This window comes from uncultured Campylobacter sp., from assembly GCF_938039205.1.
In the GTDB taxonomy this organism is placed as follows: domain Bacteria; phylum Campylobacterota; class Campylobacteria; order Campylobacterales; family Campylobacteraceae; genus Campylobacter_A.
Genome location: NZ_CALHVM010000001.1, coordinates 1 through 21,865, shown reverse-complemented (window position 1 = coordinate 21,865; position 21,865 = coordinate 1). Strand labels below are relative to the sequence as shown.

The window sequence follows — 21,865 nt, the reverse complement described above, 5'->3', positions numbered from 1 at the left end:
AATTTCATTTTGCAAAGTGCGAAAGCTCGTCTTCGATGACTTTATTTATATCGGAGTTTGCGAATTTTAGAGCTTGAAATATCGCGTTTTTGATAGCTTTTGGTGTGCTTTTACCGTGGCTTATTATGACGCAGCCGTTCACGCCAAGTAGCGGTGCACCGCCATATTCGTCGTAATCAACTTGCTGTTTTAATGTTTTAAAAACTTTTTTCATGAGAAGCGAGCCTGCTATAGCGACCGGGGATTTTTTAACATGTTTTTTGATGATTTTAGTTATCGCGTCAGCTACGCCTTCGCTTGTTTTTAGTAGGATATTTCCGACAAATCCATCGCAAATAACGACATCGACACTTCCGTCAAAAACCTGATTTCCTTCTGCGTTGCCTACGAAGCTGTCGAGTTTTGAGATCATTTCAAAGGCTTCTTTAGTCGCCTCGTTGCCCTTACTGCTCTCTTCGCCGTTAGATAAAAGTCCTAGTTTAGGGGATTTTATTTTTAAAATTTCTTTTGCGTAGGCTTCGCCCATTATCGCAAATTGAAATAGATGCTCCGGCCTACAGTCCACGTTTGCGCCGACGTCCAAAACTAGCGTGTTGCCGCCGGTTACGTTTGGCATTAGAGTCGCTATCGCCGGGCGCGAGACATTTTTCAGTCGCCCGACTCGAAGCGTGGCAAGACTCATCGTAGCTCCGCTGTGTCCCGCCGAAACTACGGCCATAGTTTGTTTATTTTTAAGTAGCTCGATAGCCTTAAAAATACTGCTTTCTTTTCGCTTTAACGCATCGGTGGCGCCGTCGCTCATAGAAACGACCTCGTCGGCTTGAATAAATTTTACGTATTGTTTTAAATTTTGCGGAACAAGGCTCTCTAAAATTTTCATATCGCCTACCAAAACGGCTTCAAATTTTACTTCTTTTAAAGCCTCGATCACGCCGCCGATAATAGGTTGCGGACCGAAGTCGCCGCCCATCGCGTCAATGCAAATGCTGGTCATTTGTATCAATACTCTCCGGTAGTTTTATTTACGCGGTGAGGCATTTTCCATGAGCCGTCTTTATCTTTTACGGGAACCGGAAGCGTTACTTTGTAGTGCGTTCTTCTCTTTGCCGCGCGAGTATGACTTACTCTTCGTTTAGGTACTGCCATTTTATTCTCCTTTATAGATTTTTACATTTATCACAATAAAAATAATCGCTCTTAAAAGCTTCTATTTCGCTTGTTAATACTTCTTCTAAATTTATAAAGCCGTCGAAAAACTCGACTACATCGTCAAGGTTTTCTTCTTTATCCTTATAAATTCCGTCGCTTAATATCAAATTTACGTCTTCATCAAGCTTTAAATTTATATCTTCGCCGCATCGGTCGCAGTTGTGAGCTATCTCACCTACGATCTTGCCTTTGCAACTAACTAAATTTTGATTTACTCTTTTTAGTTCGCCGTTAAAATTTAATCCGTCCAAGTTTAACGCGAACGGCATTTGGTTATTTGCAATTTTGGCGAAAGATATTTTCAAAATTTAACCTAAATTTAGCAAATTTCTCTTGTTGCAAAGAAAAATACAATCTCGTTTTTAGCGTTTTCTAGGCTATCGCTACCGTGAACGGCGTTTGCGTCGATGCTCTCTGCAAAGTCGGCTCTAATAGTGCCCGGTTTTGCTTCTTTTGGGTTTGTTGCGCCCATTAGATCGCGATTTTTAGCTACCGCATCGTCGCCCTCAAGAACCATAACTACGACCGGTCCGCTCACCATAAAATCAACCAAATCGTTGAAGAAAGGTCTGTCTTTGTGAACTGCATAGAAAGCTTTTGCGTCGCATGTGCTTAGTTTGACTTTTTTCATAGCGGCGATTCTTAGTCCATTGCTTTCGAATCTGTCCACGATTTTTCCGATAATGCCCTTTTTTACGGCATCAGGCTTAATAATAGAAAGCGTTTGTTGCATAAAATTTCCTTTTTGTGGTTTTTATAAGGCGGTGATTATATCAAAAAAAAATTAAATTTCAAAATAAGCCCCGCAAAAGGGCTTAGATGCGTAGCTTACGAGATGACGGCGGTTTCGCCCGTTCTCATATCTGCAGTTATCTCGGCGCGAGAAGGCTGTCCTGCATATGGGGCGTCCCAAACGATACAGCCGTCGGTCGGACAGGCTGAGGCGCATGCCGGCTCGTCGTTAAATCCTACGCACTCGACGCATTTATCGGCATAGACGTAGTATGCGTCCTCGCCGGTCGGGTTATCCGCGTCGTCTACGATGGCGCTCGTCGGGCACTCGTCGATGCATGAGCCGCAACTTATGCAAATGTCTGTTATTTTTACTGCCATTTTTTATCCTTTTTGGTCAAAATTTTCGCAAGAATATCAAAAACTAAGTAAATTTGATATTAAATTTTTGCGTTAAATTTTAAAACGAAAACGTTAAATTTTTAGCTCTTTTTAATCTTTAGATGATATAATTTCGCTACAAATAAAAATTATTAAGGAGAAAAAATGTTAGTAACAAAAAAAGCACCTGATTTTACAGCTGCAGCAGTTTTAGGAAGCAATCAAATCGTGAACGATTTCAACCTATATAAAAATATCGGCGAGAAGGGCGCAGTAGTATTTTTCTACCCTATGGACTTTACATTCGTTTGCCCTAGCGAGATTATCGCGTTTGATAAGAGATACGATGAGTTTAAAGCCCGCGGTGTCGAAGTTATCGGCGTTTCGACAGATAACCAATTCTCTCACTTTGCGTGGAAAGAAACTCCGGTAAACAAAGGCGGCATCGGCCAAGTCCGCTTCCCGCTAGTAGCCGATATGACTAAGTCTATCGCTCGCGGTTTTGACGTACTTTTAGAGGATGCGGGAGTCGCGCTTCGCGGTAGCTTCTTGCTTGATAAAGACGGCACCGTTCGCCACGCCGTTATCAACGACCTTCCGCTTGGCAGAAACATCGACGAGATGATCAGAATGGTGGATACGATGCTATTTACCAACGAGCACGGAGAGGTTTGTCCTGCAGGATGGAACAAAGGCGATAAAGGTATGAAAGCTGATACGGCAGGCGTCGCAGACTACCTATCTCACAATGCGGATAAGCTATAATCATCCAAATTTAAGGGCGAGCTCTCGCCCTTAGTTCTTCTTTTCTACATCTTTACACCAAAACAACATTAAGTTTAATACAAAACATCAGTAATTAAATGAAAAAATAAGGATTTTTTACTATAATCTAGTTTTAAACTTTATTCGGAAGGAATCATATTTCAGATGAACGGTACGTATAACGACAGCTCTTTTATGCGCGAGGACGCAGTGACCGTATTTGCCAGAGTACGAAACGATAACTGCCAGGTGCACTTTCTAAATCTCTACAATGGCGTAAAAGTCGAGTGCATGGGCGAAGTAGAGCATGTAGAAGACGATACGGTCGTCTGCAAGGTAACATTAGAGCAAATTTTGGCCATGAAAGAGGAACAAAACGCCTATATCGTACGCGATGAATATTTTTCCGAAAATTTAAGGGCGGATATCGTCGGATTTGATCTTGCAAATTTGACCGTAACGCTACAAAATTTCACGTATATGCAAAATTTGCACGCGAATTTAAGAAAACACCAGCGCGTTTATCCCGATCGCTATACTAGAGTGATCTTGACGCAAAACGGTAGCGAAATACAGGGCAACCTATACGATATCTCAAGGGGAGGTCTAGGCGTCGTTAGTTTGGATGACGGCGGATTTAAAGAGGGTGAGCCTGTAAACGCCAAATTTGAGCTATATATACCGGATGAAGCCAGCGGCTCTAATAAAAACATAAAAATAGATACCGATCTAAAACTTATCGCAGCGCTAAAATATAAAGGCGCGATGAGATACTGTTGTCAGCTAGCCGATAAAGACGGCGCAGGCGAAGATATCGCGAAATTTACCAAAAAACGCGTAATAGAAACTCTAGAAGAGCTAAAAGAGCAGCTAAAAACCTACCAATAAAATTAATGCAAAATAAAAAGGCGAGCTTTGCGCTTGCCTTTTTTAAATTTTACCCGCTTCGATTTCAAATTTACCCCGCAGCTTCACCCGAAATTTAATCAAAAATCAGTAAAATAGCCCAAAATCTACAAGGAAATTTCATGAAAACCATCCAAGAAAATTTAAAGCTATTTTACGTCGGTCTCAAAGACAAAGAGCCGTTTTTTTACAAAAACAAGGACCTCACGACGCACGCAGCCATCATCGGCATGACCGGTAGTGGTAAAACAGGTCTTGGTATCGGTATCCTAGAAGAAGCCTGCATCGACAACATCCCGACATTTATCATCGATCCGAAGGGCGATATGACAAACCTCGCCTTGGCGTTCCCGCAGATGCGCGCGCAGGATTTTGCGCCGTACATCGATGAAAACGAAGCGCAAAACAAAGGCATGAGCGTAGATGAATTTGCCGCTAGCGAAGCGCAGACGTGGGCAAAAGGCATCGAAGGCTCGTTTCAAAGCCTAGAGCGCGTGGGACTTTTTAAAGATAGCGCCGAGCTAAAAATTTACACGCCAAAGAGCAGTAGCGGCGTCGGCGTGGCGCTGCTGGGCGATTTTGCGCGCCCGAATTTAGATGCAGGCAGCGAGGAGTTTAGCGAGTACGTAGGCTCTCTGGCTAGCTCCGTGCTCTCGCTCGTTGGCATAGAAAACGACGTAAACTCAAAAGAACACCTGCTCATCTCAAACATTTTTATCGATAAATTTGGCCAGGGCGCGGACGTGAGCCTAGAGGAGCTCATCGGCTTTATCGCGACGCCTCCGTTTGCTAAGATCGGCGTATTTGACGTGGAGAAATTTTATCCGAGCTCCGATCGCATGAAACTAGCGGTTAAGATCAACACGTTGCTAGCAAGCCCTGACTTTCGCGCGTGGCTGAGCGGCGAGCGGCTAGACATCTCAAAGATGCTTTTTAACGCAAACGGCAAGGCAAAGTGCAATATCTTTACCATCTCGCACCTAAAAGACAGCGAGAGGATGTTTTTCGTGACGCTGCTGCTAAACGAGATCATCGCGTGGATGCGCAAGACCGAGGGTACGAGCTCGCTTCGCGCGGTGCTTTATATGGACGAGATTTTCGGATTTTTCCCGCCAAACGGCAACCCGCCGTCTAAAACCCCGATGCTAACGCTACTCAAGCAAGCCCGCGCGCACGGCCTTGGCGTGATACTGAGCACCCAAAACCCGGTCGACCTTGACTACAAAGGCCTTAGCAACATCGGCACGTGGTTTATCGGGCGCTTGCAAACCGCGCAGGACAAAGCGCGCGTGATCGACGGTATGACGGGGCTTGCGGGCTCTGCGATGGATAAAGGCGAGATAGAAAATCTCATCTCAAATTTGCAAAAGCGCAACTTCCTACTAAAAAACATCCACGAGGACGGGCTGTCCGTCATCTCGACGCGCTGGGCTCTGAGCTATCTAAAAGGACCGCTTAGCCGCGAGCAGATTTCAAATTTGATGAAAGAGCAAAAGAGCGGGTCAAATTTGAGCGGGTTAAGCCCGGCAAAAAGCTCAAATTTCGCCGCCAAGCCGGTGCTATCGCCCGACATCGCTCAGCTTTACGCCGCAAGTTCAAATTTGCAGGAGGGCGGCGAGCTAGAGGGATATCTTTACGGCGAGGCGAAGGTGCGATTTTACGACGCTAAAAAGGGGCTTGACGAGGTTCGCGAGGTAAATTTCACGCTAAGGCTAGATGAAGCTCAAAAAAGCGCCGACTGGAGCGAAGCTAGCGAAAATATGCATTTTACCGCAGTTTCGGAGCCAAATTTTAAACTCTCATACGCGCCACTACCGGGCTTTGTCGCGGGAGCTAAAAATTTCAAAGAGCTAACCAAAAATTTCAAAGAATTTATCTATAGAAATTACAAGCTTAGGCTCTTTAGTGCGCTAAATTTAAGCTCGGCGCCGGGCGAGAGCAAGGAGGAGTTTTACGTCCGTTTGGCCGATAAATGCAACGAAATTTTAGAGGCGCAAACGGCTAAGCTCACGGCAGAGTTTGACAAACAAAAAGCGCGGCTAGAAGAGAAGCTAAACCGCTCGGTGGCAAAGCTGGAAAAAGAGCAGCGAGACTTTAAAAGCAAAGGCATCGAGACCGCGATCTCGGTGGGGGCTAGCATTTTGGGGGCGATTTTTGGCAAAGGGCTACTAAGTAGCGGTAACATCGGTAAGGTCGCGACCTCCGCGCGTTCGGCAAACAGCGTGCTAAAAGAGCGCAGCGACGTCAAACTAAGCGAGCAAGAAGTCGCCCAGCTAAACGCGCAGATCGAGGAGCTGATGGCGAAATTTGAAGAAGATGCTAGCGCGCTAAAAGCCAAAAACGACGTGCAAAACGTGGAGGTGACGGAGGTGGAGGTGAGTCCGAAGAGTAGCGATATATACGACGAAAAACTCTATCTTCTTTGGAAGTAAATTTAGCGGCTTGTCTCGCGAGTGCTTTTAAATGATTTCGTAAATTTCGCCCTGCGACAGACTATATGTTTAGTCTTGGGACGAAATTTACTTCAAAACATTTAAAATCATCTCACGATACTTCACCTTATCGTTTTACGCTCAAACTTGAAGTCAAATTTGCAAATTTCGGCTTCAAAATTTACTCACCGAGACCCACATCTTGAAAATGCTAAATTTAAAACACGCGACGCGATAGCGTCAAATTTAAACCTGCACGCAGTGCAGCAACTTCTCACGTCGTAGGGGTTGGGGGATTGTTAAGGGGGAAGGGAGCTCTTTTGCTTCGCTATACTCGCAACTGCAAAGCAGAGCGCAATTTAAGCCCCATCCCCTTTACAACAAAGTAAAAAACAACCTTAAACGGTTGTTTTTTACTCAAAGAACACAATCTGCAACGCCAAATTTGACCAAACCAAATTTAGTACCTTAAAGATACAGGTCTCGGCGAGTAAAATTTACAAATTTACCGCCCTTCAAAACGACCGATTTATCAAAAAATCAGCCGAATTTAATTAATATTGCGAAATCTAAACAAAAATCAGGATAAAAAATGAATGAAAATTTGATAGCTTATGCTGCGGCGTATCTGCTAGGCGGTATCCCCTCGGGCGTGATTTTGGCATATATCTTCGGTGGAGTAAACATCAGAAGCGAAGGTAGCGGCAGCATCGGCGCGACCAACGTTTTGCGCGTGCTAAAGCAAAAAGACCCCAAACTCGCTAAAAAGATCGCGATTTTGACCGTAGTTTGCGACGTTTTAAAGGGCGTTTTACCGATACTGATCGCGAAATTTTTTGGCCTTGCTCCCGCGACGCTTTGGGCGATGGCGGTACTTTCTGTGCTTGGACACTGCTATTCGCCGTTTTTAAAATTTGAAGGCGGCAAGGGCATAGCCACTGGTGCGGGCGTTTTGGCGGTTTTTTTGCCGCTTGAAATCATTATCGCGCTTGGAGTTTGGTTTGTCGTGGGCAAGCTGCTTAAGATCTCCTCGCTAGCTTCGCTAGCCGCGCTTGTGGCGTTTATCGTAGCGACTTTTGCGCTTCAGCCGCAAATCCCTGATATCGACTCCTATGCGCCGATATTTTTGATCGCGTTTTTGGTCGTTTATAAGCATTTGCCAAACATCAAACGCCTAATAACGGGGCAAGAAAAGCGCGTAATTTGACTACGATTATCAAAGATTACGAGTTTAGCACTATCATCGGGCTGCTTGATTTTGAGCGCGTGACGCCGCAGAAGGTAAGAGTGAACGCGGAGTTTGAAAGCGGCGAGTTTATAGACTACGTGGAAGTGATAAATTTGATCGAGGAAATTTACGCGCGGGAGAAATTTGGCACCGTGGAGAGCTCGCTTGAAATTTGCGCGAAAAAGTTGAAGGAAAAATTTAGCTCGCTTAGCTTTTTAAAAATGGAAATTTTAAAAATCGAGATCGTCAAAAATGCGACGGTTGGCGCAAGAGCTGAGTTTAAATATTAAATTTTTTTTAAAGTATCTTGAAATCTTGCTTAATTTATGCTACAATCCCAACAAATTTCACTGAAGGGAAAAAATGAGAATTTTAATAGTTGAAGATGAGGTAACTCTAAACAAAACCATCGCCGAGGGCTTGCAAGAGTTCGGCTATCAGACCGACAGCTCGGAGAATTTCAAGGATGCCGAATACTACATCGGTATTAGAAATTACGATTTGGTTTTGACCGATTGGATGCTGCCTGACGGCGACGGTGTGGATCTGATCAACATCATCAAACACAAATCTCCGCGCACCGCAGTAGTCGTACTGTCTGCGAAAGACGATAAAGATAGCGAAGTTAAGGCATTTAGAGCTGGTGCGGACGACTATATCAAAAAGCCGTTTGATTTCGACGTTTTGGTAGCTAGGATCGAGGCTCGTTTGCGCTTTGGCGGTACGAACGTTATCAAGATAGACGACCTTATCATCGATCCGGACGAGGAGAAAATCACCTATCTAGGTCAAGATATCGAGCTAAAAGGCAAGCCGTTTGAGGTACTAACTCACCTTGCGCGCCACAGCGATCAGATCGTCAGCAAAGAGCAACTACTAGACGCGATCTGGGAGGAGCCTGAGCTCGTAACTCCAAACGTAATCGAAGTAGCAATCAATCAAATCCGCCAAAAAATGGATAAACCGTTAAATATCTCGACTATCGAGACGGTCAGAAGACGCGGGTATAGGTTTTGCTTTCCCAAAAAAGCCTAAGATTTAGGTTTATAGTGCAATTAGCATCGGCTTCTACGATGCTAATTCTCATCATCTCCGTTCTTTTATACCAGTATATCAAGGTCACGATATACGAGGGCATCTCGCAATCGCTCGCATACGAAGCTAAAATTTTATCCACGAGCGCAAATTTATCTAAAGTAGAAAAACCGTTTGAGTACTTCACGCTAAACGATAGTCCCACAAAGGCAAAGCTCGTCGAGGGCAAAACGGTATCGCCTTATTTCGTCACGGAAAGGGTCGGTCAAAAGACACATTTAACGTTATTTTACCCGTATATGGACGACACCAGCATCGCGCTAACTAAAGACACCACTCATCAAAGCAAACTCATAGATCAAATTTTAATCGATATCATCATGGTAAACGCCACGTCGATACTCCTGATTATTTTTTACGTGCTGTTTTTGTCGCGGATGCTGCTGGTACCGATTAAAATTTTAAGCAGAAAAATGACGAATTTAAACGAGCGATTTTTGCAGACGGTGAGCCTTGAGGAGCTACCGCCCGAGTTTAAACCGCTGGGTAAAAGCCTAAACCGACTAATCGAGCGTATTCAGACATTCGTACTTTATCAAAAAGAGCTTTTCGTCGGCGTCGCGCACGAACTAAAAACGCCTCTTGCGGTGATGAAAACCAAAAACGAAGTTACGCTAATAAAGCCGCGCGAGAGCGAAAAATACATCGAAGCGCTCAAAAACAACAACGAAGCCATCAATCAGATGAACAAAATGATCGGCTCGATCCTAGAGATCGGACGGCAAGAGGGCGCGCAGTTTGAGGAGGCCGTGCGCATTGATATCATCGAGTTTTTAAATCAATCGGCGAATAATTTTAAAATTTTAGCTCGCGGCGAGGGCAAGGATATAGCGACTGATTTTGCACCTAGCAGTCTTGAAATGACGCTACAAACGACGCTTTTAACGCATGTTATCCAAAATTTCGTCCAAAATGCGATCAAATTTTCTCCTCGTGGCGCCGTTATCACGCTTCGCTCTCGCCTTAGCGAAAACGAATTTATCATCGAGGTCATAGACGAGGGCTGCGGTATCGATGAGAGCAAGGATCTTTTTGCGCCGTTTAAGCGTTTTGGCGATAAAAGCGGAGCGGGGCTTGGGCTATTTCTAGCCAAGGGCGCGGCCCAAGCTCTGGGTGGCTCGGTGTCTATCAAAAACCGAACCGACGGACGCAGCGGCGCTGTCTCAACCCTCACTTTAGCGATAAATAAAAATAATAAAGGCAAATAAATGGCAAAACGAACCGCCGTCATAGATCTGGGCTCAAATTCGATGCGAATGGCGATTTTTGAAAAGACTTCGCGTTACGCGTTTCACATCATCGGCGAATTTAAGATGAAGGTGCGTCTGGGCGAGGGCGCGTACGAGCACGGCGGCGAGATCTCGGAAAAGTCGATGCAAAAGGCCTGCGAAGCGCTTAGCGAGTTTGAAAATATCGCAAAAAGCTACAAATGCTCGAAAATTTTCGCCATGGGCACCTCGGCTCTGCGCGACGCTCCAAACGCCAGCGAGCTCATAAGCATGGCGCGCAAAGAGCTTGGGATAAATTTAAAGGTCGTTAGCGGCAAGGATGAGGCGACGTTTGGCGGCGTGGCGGCGTTAAATTTGCTTGAGCCGCTAGAGGAGTTCGTCACGCTTGATATCGGCGGGGGGTCTACCGAGCTAGCACTTGTTAGTGGCGGCAAGATAACTGACGCCGTGTCGTTAAATTTGGGCACCGTGCGGCTAAAGGAGCTATTTTTCGATAAGAAAAATTTAAACGCCGCAGCGCCCTTTATCAAAGAGGCGTTTAAAAGCTTGCCTAAAAACTTTAAAAGCAAAAATCTAGTCGCCATCGGAGGTAGCCTGCGCGCGATATCTTCAGCCATCATGTCGGCGCAAGACTATCCGCTAAAAACCGTGCATAACTTTGCCTACAAATTTCAAAACCACAAAAACTTCATCGAAAATCTCGCGCGAGCGAGCGTGCTTGAGCTCGGGAAATTTGGCATAAAAAAAGATCGCTTCGATACGATTAGAGAAGGCGCGCTCATATTTTTGGGCGCAGTGGATGCTGTGGGTGCGCAAAACATCTATACTAGCGGCGCGGGCTTTAGAGAGGGCGTGTTTTTGAGCGATATCTTGCGCCCGACGCGTAAATTTCCGCCGAACTTTAACCCGAGCGTGAGGAGTTTGCAGGATAGATTTTTACTAGACGATAACAAAACGATCGTGAAATACGCCAAAGATCTATTTGCCGCGCTAAAGCCGTTGCATGGGCTTGAGGAGCGATACGAGAGCGAGCTGGCTGTCGCTGCTAGATTGCATAGCGTGGCGCAGTGTTTGGGATTTTATGGCGAGCACGCTAGTTCGGCATTTTTTGTACTAAATGCCTTAAACTACGGCTTTTCGCATGCGCAAAAATGCCTGGTTGCCGCGATCATCGCACAAAACGGCAAGAAAACCTCGAGCGAATTTGAGCGATTTAAAAACCTGCTACCGAGCGAGGATGTCGTGCGCTGGCTGAGTTTTATTCTCGCGCTTGCTAAAAATTTAGACGCAAACTGCGCGCATAAGAAGCTGGAGTTTGAGTTTATCAACCACACTTTGCAAATTTATGGTGCCAAGGAGCTGTTTATGGCGAAGGAAAATATCAAAAAGATGACTAAACCGGATACTTTTGCGATCTGTTTTGCGTGAAATTTGTTGGAGGAATTTGATGAAATTTGCGGTAAATTTCATCAAATTTTAAAAAGGCAAATTTAGTCTATACTTGCCTTATCCTTGTATGCGTCTAGCGTTTGGCGGTTTTCGATGTAGGCGTTTAGCTTTTTTTGATTTTCTTCAAAAAAGCTCTGAAAGTCCTGCTCGCTCGTCATCTGTTCTTCGCCGAATTTATCCAAAAGCACGTTTGACGTACCAGTTAGCACGAGGTAGCGTCTGTCAAGGTGCTGAAAAAGAACGACTTTGTTCGTATCATCAAGCGGTTTTTCGTAGATTATCTCCACGCCTTCGTCGCTTTTTACCTTTTCAAACCAGCCATTTTCGCGTTTTGTTTTTATCGTTTTTTGCTTGTTTTTTAGCTTTGCCTTGACGAACAAAAGCACGACCAAAAGTAGCGCCAAAACGCCCAAAACCGAGTAATATCTATAATCGATCATATCGCTCATGCCCTGCGTCATGAAATTTACGTCGCCGTTTTGAATGCCTAAATTTAAGCCGGCACCTTGAGCAGACGCGGTCAAATTTGATGCGTTTTGATCGCCGGATAAATTCGTCGCCTCGGTTATATTTTCTCTAGTTTCTTGTGGAGAGAGTGCTGTTGCGGCGGCTGAGTTCGCTGCATTTTCAGGCGTCACGCGTATGCGCAGTCCAAAGCCGTCGGTGGTTTTTGACGCGCTAACGGCCACCTGAGTGTCGCTTTTTATCACGAGGGCTAAATTTTGGCCTCTAGGCTCAAACAAAAGCTCTTGTAGTATGCTTGAATTTACGCTTTTTTCGATATTTTGATCGTTTTGCAGGTCTTTAAAAAGCAGGGTTATCACGCCGTCTTTTCGCTCTTGTAGGATCGCTCCGCTATAAGGCGCGTCAAAACTAAGCATGATATCGACGCGGTCACTGCGCTCGTAAATGTTGTAAGTAGATAAATTTGACCCCCAAAGCGCTACGAAAAACAACAAAAGCGCGGCGAAAATCCTCATAATTGCTCTCGTTTAAAGTACTGGATGACGGATTTTGAGTCTAGGATTTCATTTATCCTGATGGCGAGGTTTTTTTCGTAGACCATTACTTCGCCCTTACCGAAAATTCGGTTGTTTATAAAAAGCTCCACGCTCTCGCCGGCAGGCTTTTCTAGATCGATAACCGAACCAACTTCGAGCTTTAATAGCTGCTTTACGCTAATCGTCGTAGTGCCTAGCTCCGAGATAAAATCCACGCCGATATCCATCAGCTCGTCGTAGCTTTTAAAAAGCCCGCCGCGCTCTTGCAACATCTCCTGAACCCCTTGCAGCGCCGTTTCTACGGCATTTATCTCTTGTAGTTCTTCGCTCATGCTTTTTTATATCCTACTTGAAATGTTCTATTTTTGATTTTATAGACGCGCTTGTCGTCTAGTTTGACGTGAAAGCTCGTCCTACCTAGATACTCGGGAGTGCCTAGTTTATAAGCGTTTGCTTCGCGTTCGTTGAGTAGATTTTTAGCGTAGCCGATCGTGAGATTTGCCACCTCTTTGCAGATGTCGCTTAGCTCGTCTTCGGCTAGTTTATCGACGCCAAGAAGCACGCTAGCAAAGCGGTTTAGCGTATCTTTTTTAAAGTAAAGATAAAAGTGAAACTCCTCTTTGCCCTTAAAAATCGGCAAACTCGATCCGTAAAATTCCCCCTCCGCGCTCTTTGCGCTCTCTACCTTGTAGCCCAGGGTATCCTCGCACAGATGCTTGATCCCAAGCTCCGCAACGTCCATCATCGCGCCGTCCTTTAAACAAATTTTATAATTATACTTAAATTTAACGCAAACGCCGCTAAATTTAAAAAAGTTTATTGATTTGCTTTATCAGCTCTTCGCCCTCAAATTTGGCCGTGAGCTTTACTATCTCGGTGCCGATTATCGCGCCGTCGGCGTAGGTTTTTACCTCGTCGGCATCGTTTTTATTTTTCACGCCAAAGCCTACCGCAACAGGCAGATCGCTTCTTTTTTTTAGACCCTCTACTAGCGCCTTTAGCCTCTCCTCGCTAGCTCGCTGCGACCCGCTCACGCCAATAGCGCCCAGAGCATAGACAAATCCTGAGCCGAATTTTAAAATTTTATCCGCGCGGTTTTGCGAAGTGACGCTGATTAACGGGATGAGATCAAGGTCAAATTTAGCGCACAGTCCCGCTACCTCCTCGCTCTCCTCAAACGGCAGATCGGGGATGATAAATCCTGCTATACCGACCTCTTTTGAGCGAGCGATAAACCTCTCTACGCCGTAGGCAAACACGATGTTAAAATACACGAGAAATACGACCGGTTTATTTATCTTGCCTTTGCACTCTTCTAGCATGGTAAATACCGTGCCTGTATTTACGCCCTTTGCGGCAGTTTCAAAGCTAGCTTGCGCGATGAGTTTGCCGTCTGCGAGCGGATCGGAGTAGGGGATGCCAAGCTCAAGTAGATCCAGGCAGCTGCCGTCTAAATTTAATAAAAACTCCTTCGTCGCCTTGGCGCTAGGATATCCCGCCACGACGTAGCCGATGTTTGCTTTTTTGCCCGCGAACGCGTCTTTTACCTTAGCCATAAATTTTTCCTTTCTCGTAGCTCATCACGGTGTTTATGTCCTTGTCGCCGCGTCCCGAGACATTTACGACGATGACGCTTTTTTTCGTCAAATTTGGACATAGCTTTTCTAGATACGCTAACGCGTGCGAGCTCTCGATCGCAGGTATGATGCCCTCTAGGCGGCTGGTTAGATATAGCGCGTTTATGCACTCGTCGTCTGTGACGCCGTAGTAGGCGGCTCGCTTGCTCTCGTGCAGGTGCGCGTGCTCGGGACCCACGCCAGGATAATCAAGTCCCGCCGAGATACTATGTACGGGCTCTATCATGCCGTATTCGTCTTGTAAAACGATCGTTTTCATGCCGTGGATGATGCCTGTGCGGCCCTTGGTTAGAGTTGCGGCGTGATACGGCGTGTGCGCGCCTAGGCCTGCGGCCTCGACTCCGATCAAATTTACGTCCGAGTCGTCCAAAAACGCGCTAAAGATACCGATGGCGTTGCTGCCGCCGCCGACGCAGGCGATGACGTAGTCCGGATGCACGCCGTATTCTTTTAGCTGTGCTTTGGTCTCGCGGCCGATGATACTTTGGAAGTCGCGCACTATCCTAGGATACGGGTGCGGGCCGACTGCTGAGCCGATGACGTAAAAGGCGCTTTCTATCTCGTTTACCCACGCTTGGATCGCCGCGGTAGTGGCCTCTTTTAGCGTTTTTAGGCCCTCTTCTACGCTCACGACGCGAGCGCCTAAAAGCTGCATGCGAAATGCGTTTAGCTGCTGACGCTCTACATCGGTCGCACCCATATATACGTCGCACTCAAGGCCGAGCAATGCCGCCGCGGTCGCAGTCGCTACGCCGTGTTGACCCGCACCTGTCTCTGCTAAAACCTTCTTTTTGCCCATTTTTTTGGCAAGTAGCGCCTGGGCCAGGGCGTTATTTATTTTATGCGCACCCGTGTGGTTTAGATCCTCGCGTTTGAGGTAAATTTCATGCCCGTAGTGCTCGCTTAGGCGTTTTGCGTGATATAGCGGGCTAGGGCGTCCGACGTAGTTTTTTAGTAGGTCGTCTAGTTCGGCCTCAAATTCAGCCGTTTTTACTATGCGCTCGTAAGCAGCCTCGAGTTCGTCTAGCGCGAACATCACAGTTTCGGGCACGAACTGGCCGCCGAATTTGCCGAAATATGCTTTGGTGTTCATAGGTATCCTTTAAATTTTTGTTTATTTTAGCATTTTAAGTTTTTATTAGGCTTATTTTACGGTATTTTTAGCGCGCGTAAATTTTGAATTTATGGTAAAAAACGATATGATTCCAAATATGTTACGGCGATATAAAAAAGCGGCTTTCGGTCAAATTTGGTAAGCGAGCCAAGAGGTATTTAAGACGAAATAAAAACCAAAGGATAAGAATATGGGCGCCATAAAAAGAAGCATTAAATAAAAATAAAATTTGGGTAGGCGGTTTGGCTACCGTTTTCGGCGGTATTTCCGACATTTGTCAGCCGATCGCTCCTTTTGCGAAATATCTATTTTATGCTAGCATAATTATCACTTGCGTCCTATTTTTGGCTTATATCGGGCTATCTAGACTAAGGCAGAGGGTTTTGCCGATCATGGTATTTACGAGTTTAAGCATAATCGCCACCGGCTCTATGTACGGACTGCAAAGCGCGGAAGAAAAAAGTAGCGAAAACGGCTACTTGGCCAGCATCATACCGCCGCTTGAAAAAATTCAAAATTTACTAGGCATGATCAAAAAAGATACGGACGAGATCAAGCAGACGGTAACGGAGATAAAAGAAGATAGCAAAAATATAAAATCCGCTATACAAAACGTAGATACGAAAATAGACAAACTAAGCGAAAACATCGGCAAAGGCGGCGGCATCATCGCAAACCCGAAAACGCAAGAGGATTATTATCATAATGCCAGGATTTATGAGCTTAGCGGAGATTACGGAAATGCGAGAAAATCGTATATAAAATATTTTTCGTTTAGCGACCGTAAACTAGATCCGCATTTAAGATTTCAGTCGTTTTTAAAGATCCAAGAGGGCAAAGCCGGCGCAAAAGAAATTTACAACGAAATGTTTAAAAACGATGATATTTTGATCGATAGTTACGCCAAAATTTTACTCGAAAACGGCAAACAAAAAACAGAAAAACTAACAAATTTCGTTAAGCAAAATCCGGATTTTGCGCCTGCATACTATGAGCTGGCGCGCGCATACTCAAAGGCTGTTTTAGGGGATCAGACGATGTCCGATAAAAAGCTGGAAAAAGAGTACGCGGATAAATTTTTAAAGCTGAATGAAGAAGGGAAATTGGCGCGTTACTTTACCGATAAAGACGAGCTAAATGCCCAGATAAAATATATCCACGAGCGTAAAACTGAGCTGGATAAAATCAGTCAAAGCATCTTTGAAAATCCCGTAACGGTCGAGAGAATCCATACCAATCAGGGTTATCAAATAGTAGCGAACATTTCAGACAAACCGACTGAAATTTTTTACCGTATAGACGGGCAGGGAGAGTTTATCAGCACTGGGTATTTTGATATAGTTTACCAAGATAGCGGCGAAAAGAAGCCCAAAAACTGGTTTGGATTGCCAGACGACGCGCAAGTCGTAAAAGAGTATATAGAGTTTAAATACAAAGACCGAAACGGCAATATAAACGGGCCGTTTAAGTACGAATGGTACAAAAAGCTACCAAGCGGAGAGATACTAGACCCAAAAGCCGAAAGCGATATAAAGATGCTCAAACAAACATCAAACCACTGGGTGTCAAATGCCGGCCGTAAAGATATAGTTTATTTCACCCACATCCTCTCGTACGGCGACGGCGTGGAAAAGATCGTTTACGGTATCAATAAAGACGTTCCCGATACTGAGCTGCCAAAGCCGTACAATGTAAAAGCGGACGCCGATAATATATACAAAGAAGCGCCAAATATCCAAAGAGTATCGGTGCAGATTTATTTCAAGGACGAGACGAAAAGCGATGTGAAAATTTTTAATTTTAAAAGCGAGTAAGGCGGTAAAAGTCGGCTTTGCGTGGTTGATTTAAAGCCGGCTTTTTTATTATCTTATTTTTGCTTTTGAAAATTTACGCCTTTATCAGCTCCAAAATTTTCTTTATTTTCTCCGCCGATTTCACGCCGTTTTCATCCTCGACTTTTGAGTTTAGATCAAGCACTCGCGGGTTAAATTTGACCGCTTTGCTCGCGTTATGCTCGACGAATTTCGCAATTTTTAACCCACTGCTCTATTTTCTCTACTTGCTCTTTTTGTAAATACTTTTGCAGGTGCGCTTTATTTAGTAAATACAAAAGAGAAAGGATATCTTTTGCAGTATTTTGTCTTTCATCTTCGCTAATATAGGAGAAAAAATCAAGAGTTTTTGTTTTATCTTCTGCGTGGCTTTCACCGTGCAAAACCAAACGATACATTAAATTTTCAAAATATGTTTGTTGTTCTGGGCTTAAGTTTGCTACTATTACCTTGTCTCTTGCGATATCTTCTATACCGCATTGATAATTGAATGTGCCCCAAAGGCTTCTAGTACTTTTCTCATATTGTTGCCAATATTTACATTTTCTGGTATTGTATTGTTGTAAGTATTTGCATTTTCTGGTTTGGGCTTACTTACATAATCATAAATTTCGTTTAAAAGAGTTTTATATTCTGAATATTTTTTACCAAAATCAACTAATTTCTGATTTTTTAGTTCTCTTTGTATAAATATTACTTCATTTTTTTCGTTGATTTTTATTTGCGGCAGTGAACCAATAATCTTTTGTATATCAAACGCGCTCATTAAATCATGAGTTAAAACTATCATCTTACTTTCACTACAACCAGTCATAATTTTATGAATTTGATAATTTAAAAACGACATTATTCCAACTTTATTTTCAAAATCAAAGCTAGAAATTGGATCATCTATAACTATAAATTTTGGTTTTGTATAAAATTCTTCTTTATTATCGCCTTTGAAAATCTCGGTAAAGAAATAGCTCAATGCAATAGCATTTCTCTCGCCGGTCGAGACATCTTTAGCTTTTACTCTATTGCCGTTTGATTTTAAAACATATTGTCCCTGCTCATTTGGTTCACCAAGCTCAAGCCTACCTTCTTTAAAAAATATATATTTTAGATGCTCATTAATCTTATCCTGGGCTATATTTATCTGCATTCTTTGAGCATTTAGTTCTGAATTTTTACTACTTATACACTCCAGTCGTCTGTCATTAATGGCTTTTTTGCTATTTAAAGCATCCTTAATCTTTAGCTTTTCTTCGTAATAGTTAAAGTTATCTTTTATCTTACAATAGGCTATTTGTTTATTTAGTTCTTCAAGCTCTTGTTTTAGCTCGTTAGCTATAGCTTTTTGTGCCATAAAAACTTGTCTTCTTTGCTCAAGCTGATCTAAATTTTGATTTAATTCATTAACTAAGTTATCAAAATTTACATCTAAATTTAAGGGGACGAATGGATTTTGTATCTTTTGATTTAGTTTTTCAGTGACTTCAGTTTGGCAGGTATCAATTTGTATTTTTATAGTATCAAACAAATTTTTATCTAGTTTATCAATATCTGGTAAATTTTTAAAATTATTCAGTGAATTCTGAATTTCCTGTTTCTTGTTTTTCAAATTCGTCTGATGGTTTCGTATCTCTGGATTAAAGATTGTTTCTAAGCTTGATAAAATTTCTCTTTTATATTCATCTGTTAGTTTTTGGAAGCAATATGGACAAATATCTTTATCACTTTCCATTATATTTTTAGTTACTATGTGGTTTGCTTCTGCTATTGCCTGTTTTATTTTTTCTTCTCTTGGGGTTAATTGTTTTTGTTCTACTTGGTGTAGCAAAAGCTGCTTAATATCTTCAAAATTTAGCTGTTTTATCTCTTCTGTAAAATTTAAATCACTTCGGATATCTTCGTAAGATTTAAGTTTTTCATCAAAGTTATTTTTCAACTCATCTGTACTTACATCTGTTTCAAAATGATCTATGATATTTTTTGCGAATTCTATTGTTTTATTTTGTAAATTTCTATTTGTATTTCTTAGAATATTTTTCTCTCGTTCGGCAAAATTACTCTTTAAATTTTCCACTACATCATTTTCATATTTTTTAGGGTTATCTGTATTTTTATCATCCTCATATTTCTTTAATTCTTGTTCGTAGCCTTGTTTTCTTTGAGTTCTAATTTCTCTAATATTTTCTATTTTTTCAAGTTTTCCATCTATATCTGCCTTATCTCCAAGTAAAACTATCGCGTCCAAACCATTATCTTTAATTTTAACCTTGCTATTGACATATTCTTCATTAAATACGAAAATATTATTTTTCTGATCTTCGTTTGTTAAATTTACTACTACTCCGCTTCTGTCTATAATTTGGCTAGCAATAAGAGGTTGATTGTTTTGTTTGACGGTATCAAAAGCTTGCGAAATAGTGCTTTTACCGCTTCCGTTTTTGCCATAAACTAAACAAAACCTATGATATTCTTCACTAAAAAATTTTAAATTTACTTCGCTTTGAAAGCACTTTCCTTGAATTTTTATGCCACAAAAATTACTAAACATTGTATTTACTCCAATGTATTGTTAAATTTTAAAACTTCTAAAATTCTCTCTATTTTTCGCACATCTTTTATGCCATTTTCGTCTTCGACTTTTGAGTTTAGATCGAGCACTCGCGGGTTAAATTTGATTGCTTCGCACACGTTATGCTCGCCGATGCCGCCCGCCATGCCAAAGTCAAATTTGACTGCACGCAAAATCTCCCAATCAAAGCTAGTGCCGTTGCCGCCGGCATTTTCGCCTTTGCAGTCAAAAAGCGGCATATCGCAAAGCGCGGTATCGACGGCGGGCAGCGCGTCTAGCACGCTATAAACGCGCCAAACCTCTAGCCCCATCGCCTTTAAATTTGCGTATAAATTTGAGCTAACCTCTTCGTGGATCTGCGCCGCGTCAAGCGGGACAAATTCGCAGATTTCCATTATCTCGCAGTCGCTTTGCCCGGCAAAAACACCGACGCATTTTTTACCCGCCGCATGCGCGATGTCCGCTATCTCACGCGCCGTCTGTGCACTCACCTGCCGCTTGCTTTTAGCAAATATCGCACCCAAAAAATCAACGTCCAAACTCGCCACCTCGCGCGCCTCCGCAGGCGTTTTGATACCGCAAATTTTAACCAGCGTCACGCTTCGCCTCGCACGTAGTCTTCAAAATAGCGATAAACTTTACCGCTTTTTATCGCGTCCAGGATGACCTCTTTTGCCTGCGCAGGGCTGTCCGCGACGCCCGCTGTGTAGAGCGCAAACATCGCGTTTAGCACGACGACGTCAAATTTCGGTCCGTCCAGCTCGCCTTTTAAAATTTGCTTTAAAATTTCGGCGTTTTGCTCAGGCGTGCCGCCCTCGATCTCGCTGTGAAACGCCCGTCTGAAGCCAAACTGCTCGGGCGTGATGCTGTACTCGCTGATCTGACCGCCGCGCAGCTCCACGACGCGCGTCTCATCGCACAGGCTGATCTCATCTAGTCCGTCCTCGCCGCGAACCACCAGCGCTCGCTCGCGTCCCAGCAGCTGCAGTGTCTCGGCATAGAGGCGTAAAACAGGCTTATGATAGACGCCAACAAGCTGATTTTTGAGCGCCAAATTTGGATTTAGCAGCGGGCCAAGCACGTTAAAAACCGTGCGGATACCTAGGCGCTGGCGTACCTCGCGTACCTCGCCCACTAGCGGATGGAAAAAAGGAGCGTGGAAAAAGGCCAAATTTTTATCGTTTAGCAGCTCGCGCTGCCCTAGGAGCGAATTTGAGCTATGAACGCCCAAAATCTCAAGCACGTCTGAGCTGCCTGATTTGCTAGAAACGGCTTTGTTTCCGTGCTTTGCGACTTTGACGCCCAGGCTCGCTAGGATAAACGCGACGGTGGTTGAGATATTTATCGTTTTAAAGCCGTCGCCGCCCGTGCCGCAAAGATCGATCATCGGCGAAGGATCGCGGTAGGTCTGTGAGTATTTTAGGATGTTTTTGGCGAGGCTTGCTAGGCTTTGCGGATAGAGGCTTTTTTCGCTGATTAGCACCAAAAGTGCCGCTAGCTGCGTGATCTCATACTCTTTGCTCGCGATGATTTCGCAAATTTGCTCAAAGTCGCGGTCGTCGAGGCGCTCGTTTTCTTGCAGCTTGATTAGAAACGGCTTGAGCGGGCGGATCTTTGGCTCTTTAGCGACCTCTGCCGCAGGCGCGGCTTCGTAGTTTATGAAATTTTCGATGATTTTTTTGCCGTACTGCGTGAAGTAGCTCTCTGGGTGAAACTGGATACCAAAAATCGGCCTATCTTTGACGCTAAGCGCCATCACTACGCCGTCCTCGCTCATTGCAGTAGCCTGCAAATTTGACGGTAGCTCATCCACGTAAAGCGAGTGGTAGCGCATGACCTCAAATTCGTCCGGCAGTCCCGTAAATAGCGGCTCTTTGAGGCTAACTTTTATTAGCGAAGTTTTGCCGTGATATGGCTTTTCTAGGTGTTTGATCTTTGCGCCGTAAACGAGCCCGATCGCCTGATGTCCGAGGCAGATACCAAGCACGGGCGCGGCGATGTCGCTTTTTAAAATTTCTAGGCAGATGCCGCTATCTTGCGGGTGTTTTGGTCCCGGGCTTAGCACGATTTTGCTCGGATTTAGCCTGCGGATCTCATCCAGCGTGATCTTGTCGTTGCGCACGCAGCGTACTTCCTCGGAGGTTAGTTCGCGTAGATACTGCTCCACGTTGAAGACGAAGCTGTCATAATTGTCTATCAATAAAATCATTTCTTTCCTTTTATACGGCTTGTCTTGCGAGCGCTTTTCCGAGATTTTGCAAAATTTTCGCTCCGCAGGCTATATGCCTAGCG

At 44.0% G+C, this 21,865-nt stretch carries 24 protein-coding genes; 9 read left to right on the top strand and 15 right to left on the bottom strand.

From position 1 onward, the window contains the following. Window positions 1–4: 4 nt before the first annotated feature. The 5 genes from plsX to Q0394_RS00100 all read right to left on the bottom strand — a co-directional run bounded on the left by plsX (window position 5) and on the right by Q0394_RS00100 (window position 2,322). The gene (plsX, locus tag Q0394_RS00120; protein WP_298058660.1) at window positions 5–994 is read right to left on the bottom strand and encodes a phosphate acyltransferase PlsX; all 990 of its coding nucleotides are present in this window, start codon (window positions 992–994) and stop codon (window positions 5–7) included. Between the two features lie 5 nt (window positions 995–999). Continuing rightward, on the bottom strand, window positions 1,000–1,146 hold the full coding sequence (gene rpmF / locus Q0394_RS00115) for a 50S ribosomal protein L32 (protein WP_002943740.1): 147 nt from the start codon (window positions 1,144–1,146) through the stop codon (window positions 1,000–1,002). Window positions 1,147–1,157: 11 nt separating this feature from the next. Next, a complete protein-coding gene (locus Q0394_RS00110) occupies window positions 1,158–1,514 on the bottom strand; it encodes a YceD family protein (protein WP_298944834.1) in 357 nt (118 codons plus the stop codon). A gap of 14 nt (window positions 1,515–1,528) precedes the next feature. Continuing rightward, window positions 1,529–1,942 carry a nucleoside-diphosphate kinase gene (gene ndk / locus Q0394_RS00105; RefSeq protein ID WP_298944832.1) on the bottom strand — a complete coding sequence of 138 codons (414 nt, stop codon included), beginning with the start codon at window positions 1,940–1,942 and terminating at the stop codon, window positions 1,529–1,531. Between the two features lie 95 nt (window positions 1,943–2,037). After that, window positions 2,038–2,322: a 4Fe-4S dicluster domain-containing protein gene (locus tag Q0394_RS00100; RefSeq protein WP_298944831.1), complete on the bottom strand. Its 285-nt coding sequence runs from the start codon at window positions 2,320–2,322 to the stop codon at window positions 2,038–2,040. 165 nt (window positions 2,323–2,487) lie between these two features. Between Q0394_RS00100 and Q0394_RS00095 the strand changes: the two genes are divergently transcribed. The 8 genes from Q0394_RS00095 (at window position 2,488) to Q0394_RS00060 (ending at window position 11,405) form a co-directional block, all read left to right on the top strand. Next, window positions 2,488–3,087: a peroxiredoxin gene (locus Q0394_RS00095; protein ID WP_298944829.1), complete on the top strand. Its 600-nt coding sequence runs from the start codon at window positions 2,488–2,490 to the stop codon at window positions 3,085–3,087. A gap of 165 nt (window positions 3,088–3,252) precedes the next feature. Then, entirely contained in the window at window positions 3,253–3,975 is a 723-nt protein-coding gene (locus Q0394_RS00090) for a PilZ domain-containing protein (RefSeq protein WP_298944827.1), read from the top strand. Between the two features lie 140 nt (window positions 3,976–4,115). Then, complete coding sequence (locus tag Q0394_RS00085) at window positions 4,116–6,425, top strand: DUF87 domain-containing protein (protein WP_298944825.1); 2,310 nt, start codon at window positions 4,116–4,118, stop codon at window positions 6,423–6,425. A 592-nt stretch (window positions 6,426–7,017) separates the two neighbouring features. After that, on the top strand, window positions 7,018–7,632 hold the full coding sequence (gene plsY, locus Q0394_RS00080) for a glycerol-3-phosphate 1-O-acyltransferase PlsY (protein ID WP_298789898.1): 615 nt from the start codon (window positions 7,018–7,020) through the stop codon (window positions 7,630–7,632). Beyond that, window positions 7,629–7,943, top strand: a complete 315-nt coding sequence (locus Q0394_RS00075; protein WP_298944823.1) for a dihydroneopterin aldolase — start codon at window positions 7,629–7,631, stop codon at window positions 7,941–7,943. The genes plsY and Q0394_RS00075 overlap by 4 nt, the downstream gene beginning before the upstream one ends. Window positions 7,944–8,016: 73 nt before the next feature. Beyond that, on the top strand, window positions 8,017–8,688 hold the full coding sequence (gene hsrA, locus Q0394_RS00070) for a homeostatic response regulator transcription factor HsrA (protein ID WP_002947350.1): 672 nt from the start codon (window positions 8,017–8,019) through the stop codon (window positions 8,686–8,688). 38 nt (window positions 8,689–8,726) lie between these two features. Further along, entirely contained in the window at window positions 8,727–9,956 is a 1,230-nt protein-coding gene (locus tag Q0394_RS00065) for a HAMP domain-containing sensor histidine kinase (RefSeq protein ID WP_298944856.1), read from the top strand. After that, window positions 9,957–11,405, top strand: coding sequence for a Ppx/GppA phosphatase family protein (locus Q0394_RS00060; protein WP_298944821.1), 1,449 nt, complete (start codon window positions 9,957–9,959; stop codon window positions 11,403–11,405). Window positions 11,406–11,467: 62 nt separating this feature from the next. Here the strand turns inward: Q0394_RS00060 and Q0394_RS00055 are convergent, their stop codons facing one another. The 5 genes from Q0394_RS00055 to trpB all read right to left on the bottom strand — a co-directional run bounded on the left by Q0394_RS00055 (window position 11,468) and on the right by trpB (window position 15,157). Next, window positions 11,468–12,406 carry an excinuclease ABC subunit A gene (locus Q0394_RS00055; RefSeq protein WP_298944820.1) on the bottom strand — a complete coding sequence of 313 codons (939 nt, stop codon included), beginning with the start codon at window positions 12,404–12,406 and terminating at the stop codon, window positions 11,468–11,470. Then, window positions 12,403–12,699 carry a flagellar motor switch protein FliN gene (gene fliN / locus Q0394_RS00050; RefSeq protein ID WP_034957998.1) on the bottom strand — a complete coding sequence of 99 codons (297 nt, stop codon included), beginning with the start codon at window positions 12,697–12,699 and terminating at the stop codon, window positions 12,403–12,405. Before fliN ends, Q0394_RS00055 begins: the two co-directional genes overlap by 4 nt. A 56-nt stretch (window positions 12,700–12,755) precedes the next feature. Then, window positions 12,756–13,169 (bottom strand): chemotaxis protein CheX, encoded by a 414-nt coding sequence (locus Q0394_RS00045; RefSeq protein ID WP_002947358.1) that lies wholly within the window; start codon window positions 13,167–13,169, stop codon window positions 12,756–12,758. 64 nt (window positions 13,170–13,233) lie between these two features. Next, window positions 13,234–13,983, bottom strand: coding sequence for a tryptophan synthase subunit alpha (trpA, locus tag Q0394_RS00040; protein WP_298944818.1), 750 nt, complete (start codon window positions 13,981–13,983; stop codon window positions 13,234–13,236). Next, window positions 13,976–15,157, bottom strand: a complete 1,182-nt coding sequence (gene trpB, locus Q0394_RS00035) for a tryptophan synthase subunit beta (RefSeq protein WP_298944817.1) — start codon at window positions 15,155–15,157, stop codon at window positions 13,976–13,978. Before trpB ends, trpA begins: the two co-directional genes overlap by 8 nt. 263 nt (window positions 15,158–15,420) lie before the next feature. On the opposite strand from trpB, the gene Q0394_RS00030 reads away from it, so the two are divergent. Then, entirely contained in the window at window positions 15,421–16,992 is a 1,572-nt protein-coding gene (locus Q0394_RS00030) for a hypothetical protein (RefSeq protein ID WP_298944815.1), read from the top strand. A gap of 73 nt (window positions 16,993–17,065) precedes the next feature. On the opposite strand, the gene Q0394_RS00025 is transcribed toward Q0394_RS00030, so the two are convergent. The 5 genes from Q0394_RS00025 to trpD all read right to left on the bottom strand — a co-directional run bounded on the left by Q0394_RS00025 (window position 17,066) and on the right by trpD (window position 21,782). Beyond that, window positions 17,066–17,155, bottom strand: a complete 90-nt coding sequence (locus Q0394_RS00025) for a hypothetical protein (protein ID WP_298944814.1) — start codon at window positions 17,153–17,155, stop codon at window positions 17,066–17,068. Between the two features lie 31 nt (window positions 17,156–17,186). Beyond that, window positions 17,187–17,408: a hypothetical protein gene (locus Q0394_RS00020; RefSeq protein ID WP_298944812.1), complete on the bottom strand. Its 222-nt coding sequence runs from the start codon at window positions 17,406–17,408 to the stop codon at window positions 17,187–17,189. A gap of 71 nt (window positions 17,409–17,479) precedes the next feature. After that, window positions 17,480–19,552 (bottom strand): AAA family ATPase, encoded by a 2,073-nt coding sequence (locus Q0394_RS00015; RefSeq protein ID WP_298944811.1) that lies wholly within the window; start codon window positions 19,550–19,552, stop codon window positions 17,480–17,482. 5 nt (window positions 19,553–19,557) lie between these two features. Next, window positions 19,558–20,172, bottom strand: coding sequence for a phosphoribosylanthranilate isomerase (locus Q0394_RS00010; protein ID WP_298944809.1), 615 nt, complete (start codon window positions 20,170–20,172; stop codon window positions 19,558–19,560). Further along, a complete protein-coding gene (trpD, locus tag Q0394_RS00005; protein ID WP_298944807.1) occupies window positions 20,169–21,782 on the bottom strand; it encodes an anthranilate phosphoribosyltransferase in 1,614 nt (537 codons plus the stop codon). Before trpD ends, Q0394_RS00010 begins: the two co-directional genes overlap by 4 nt. Between the last annotated feature and the right edge of the window lie 83 nt (window positions 21,783–21,865).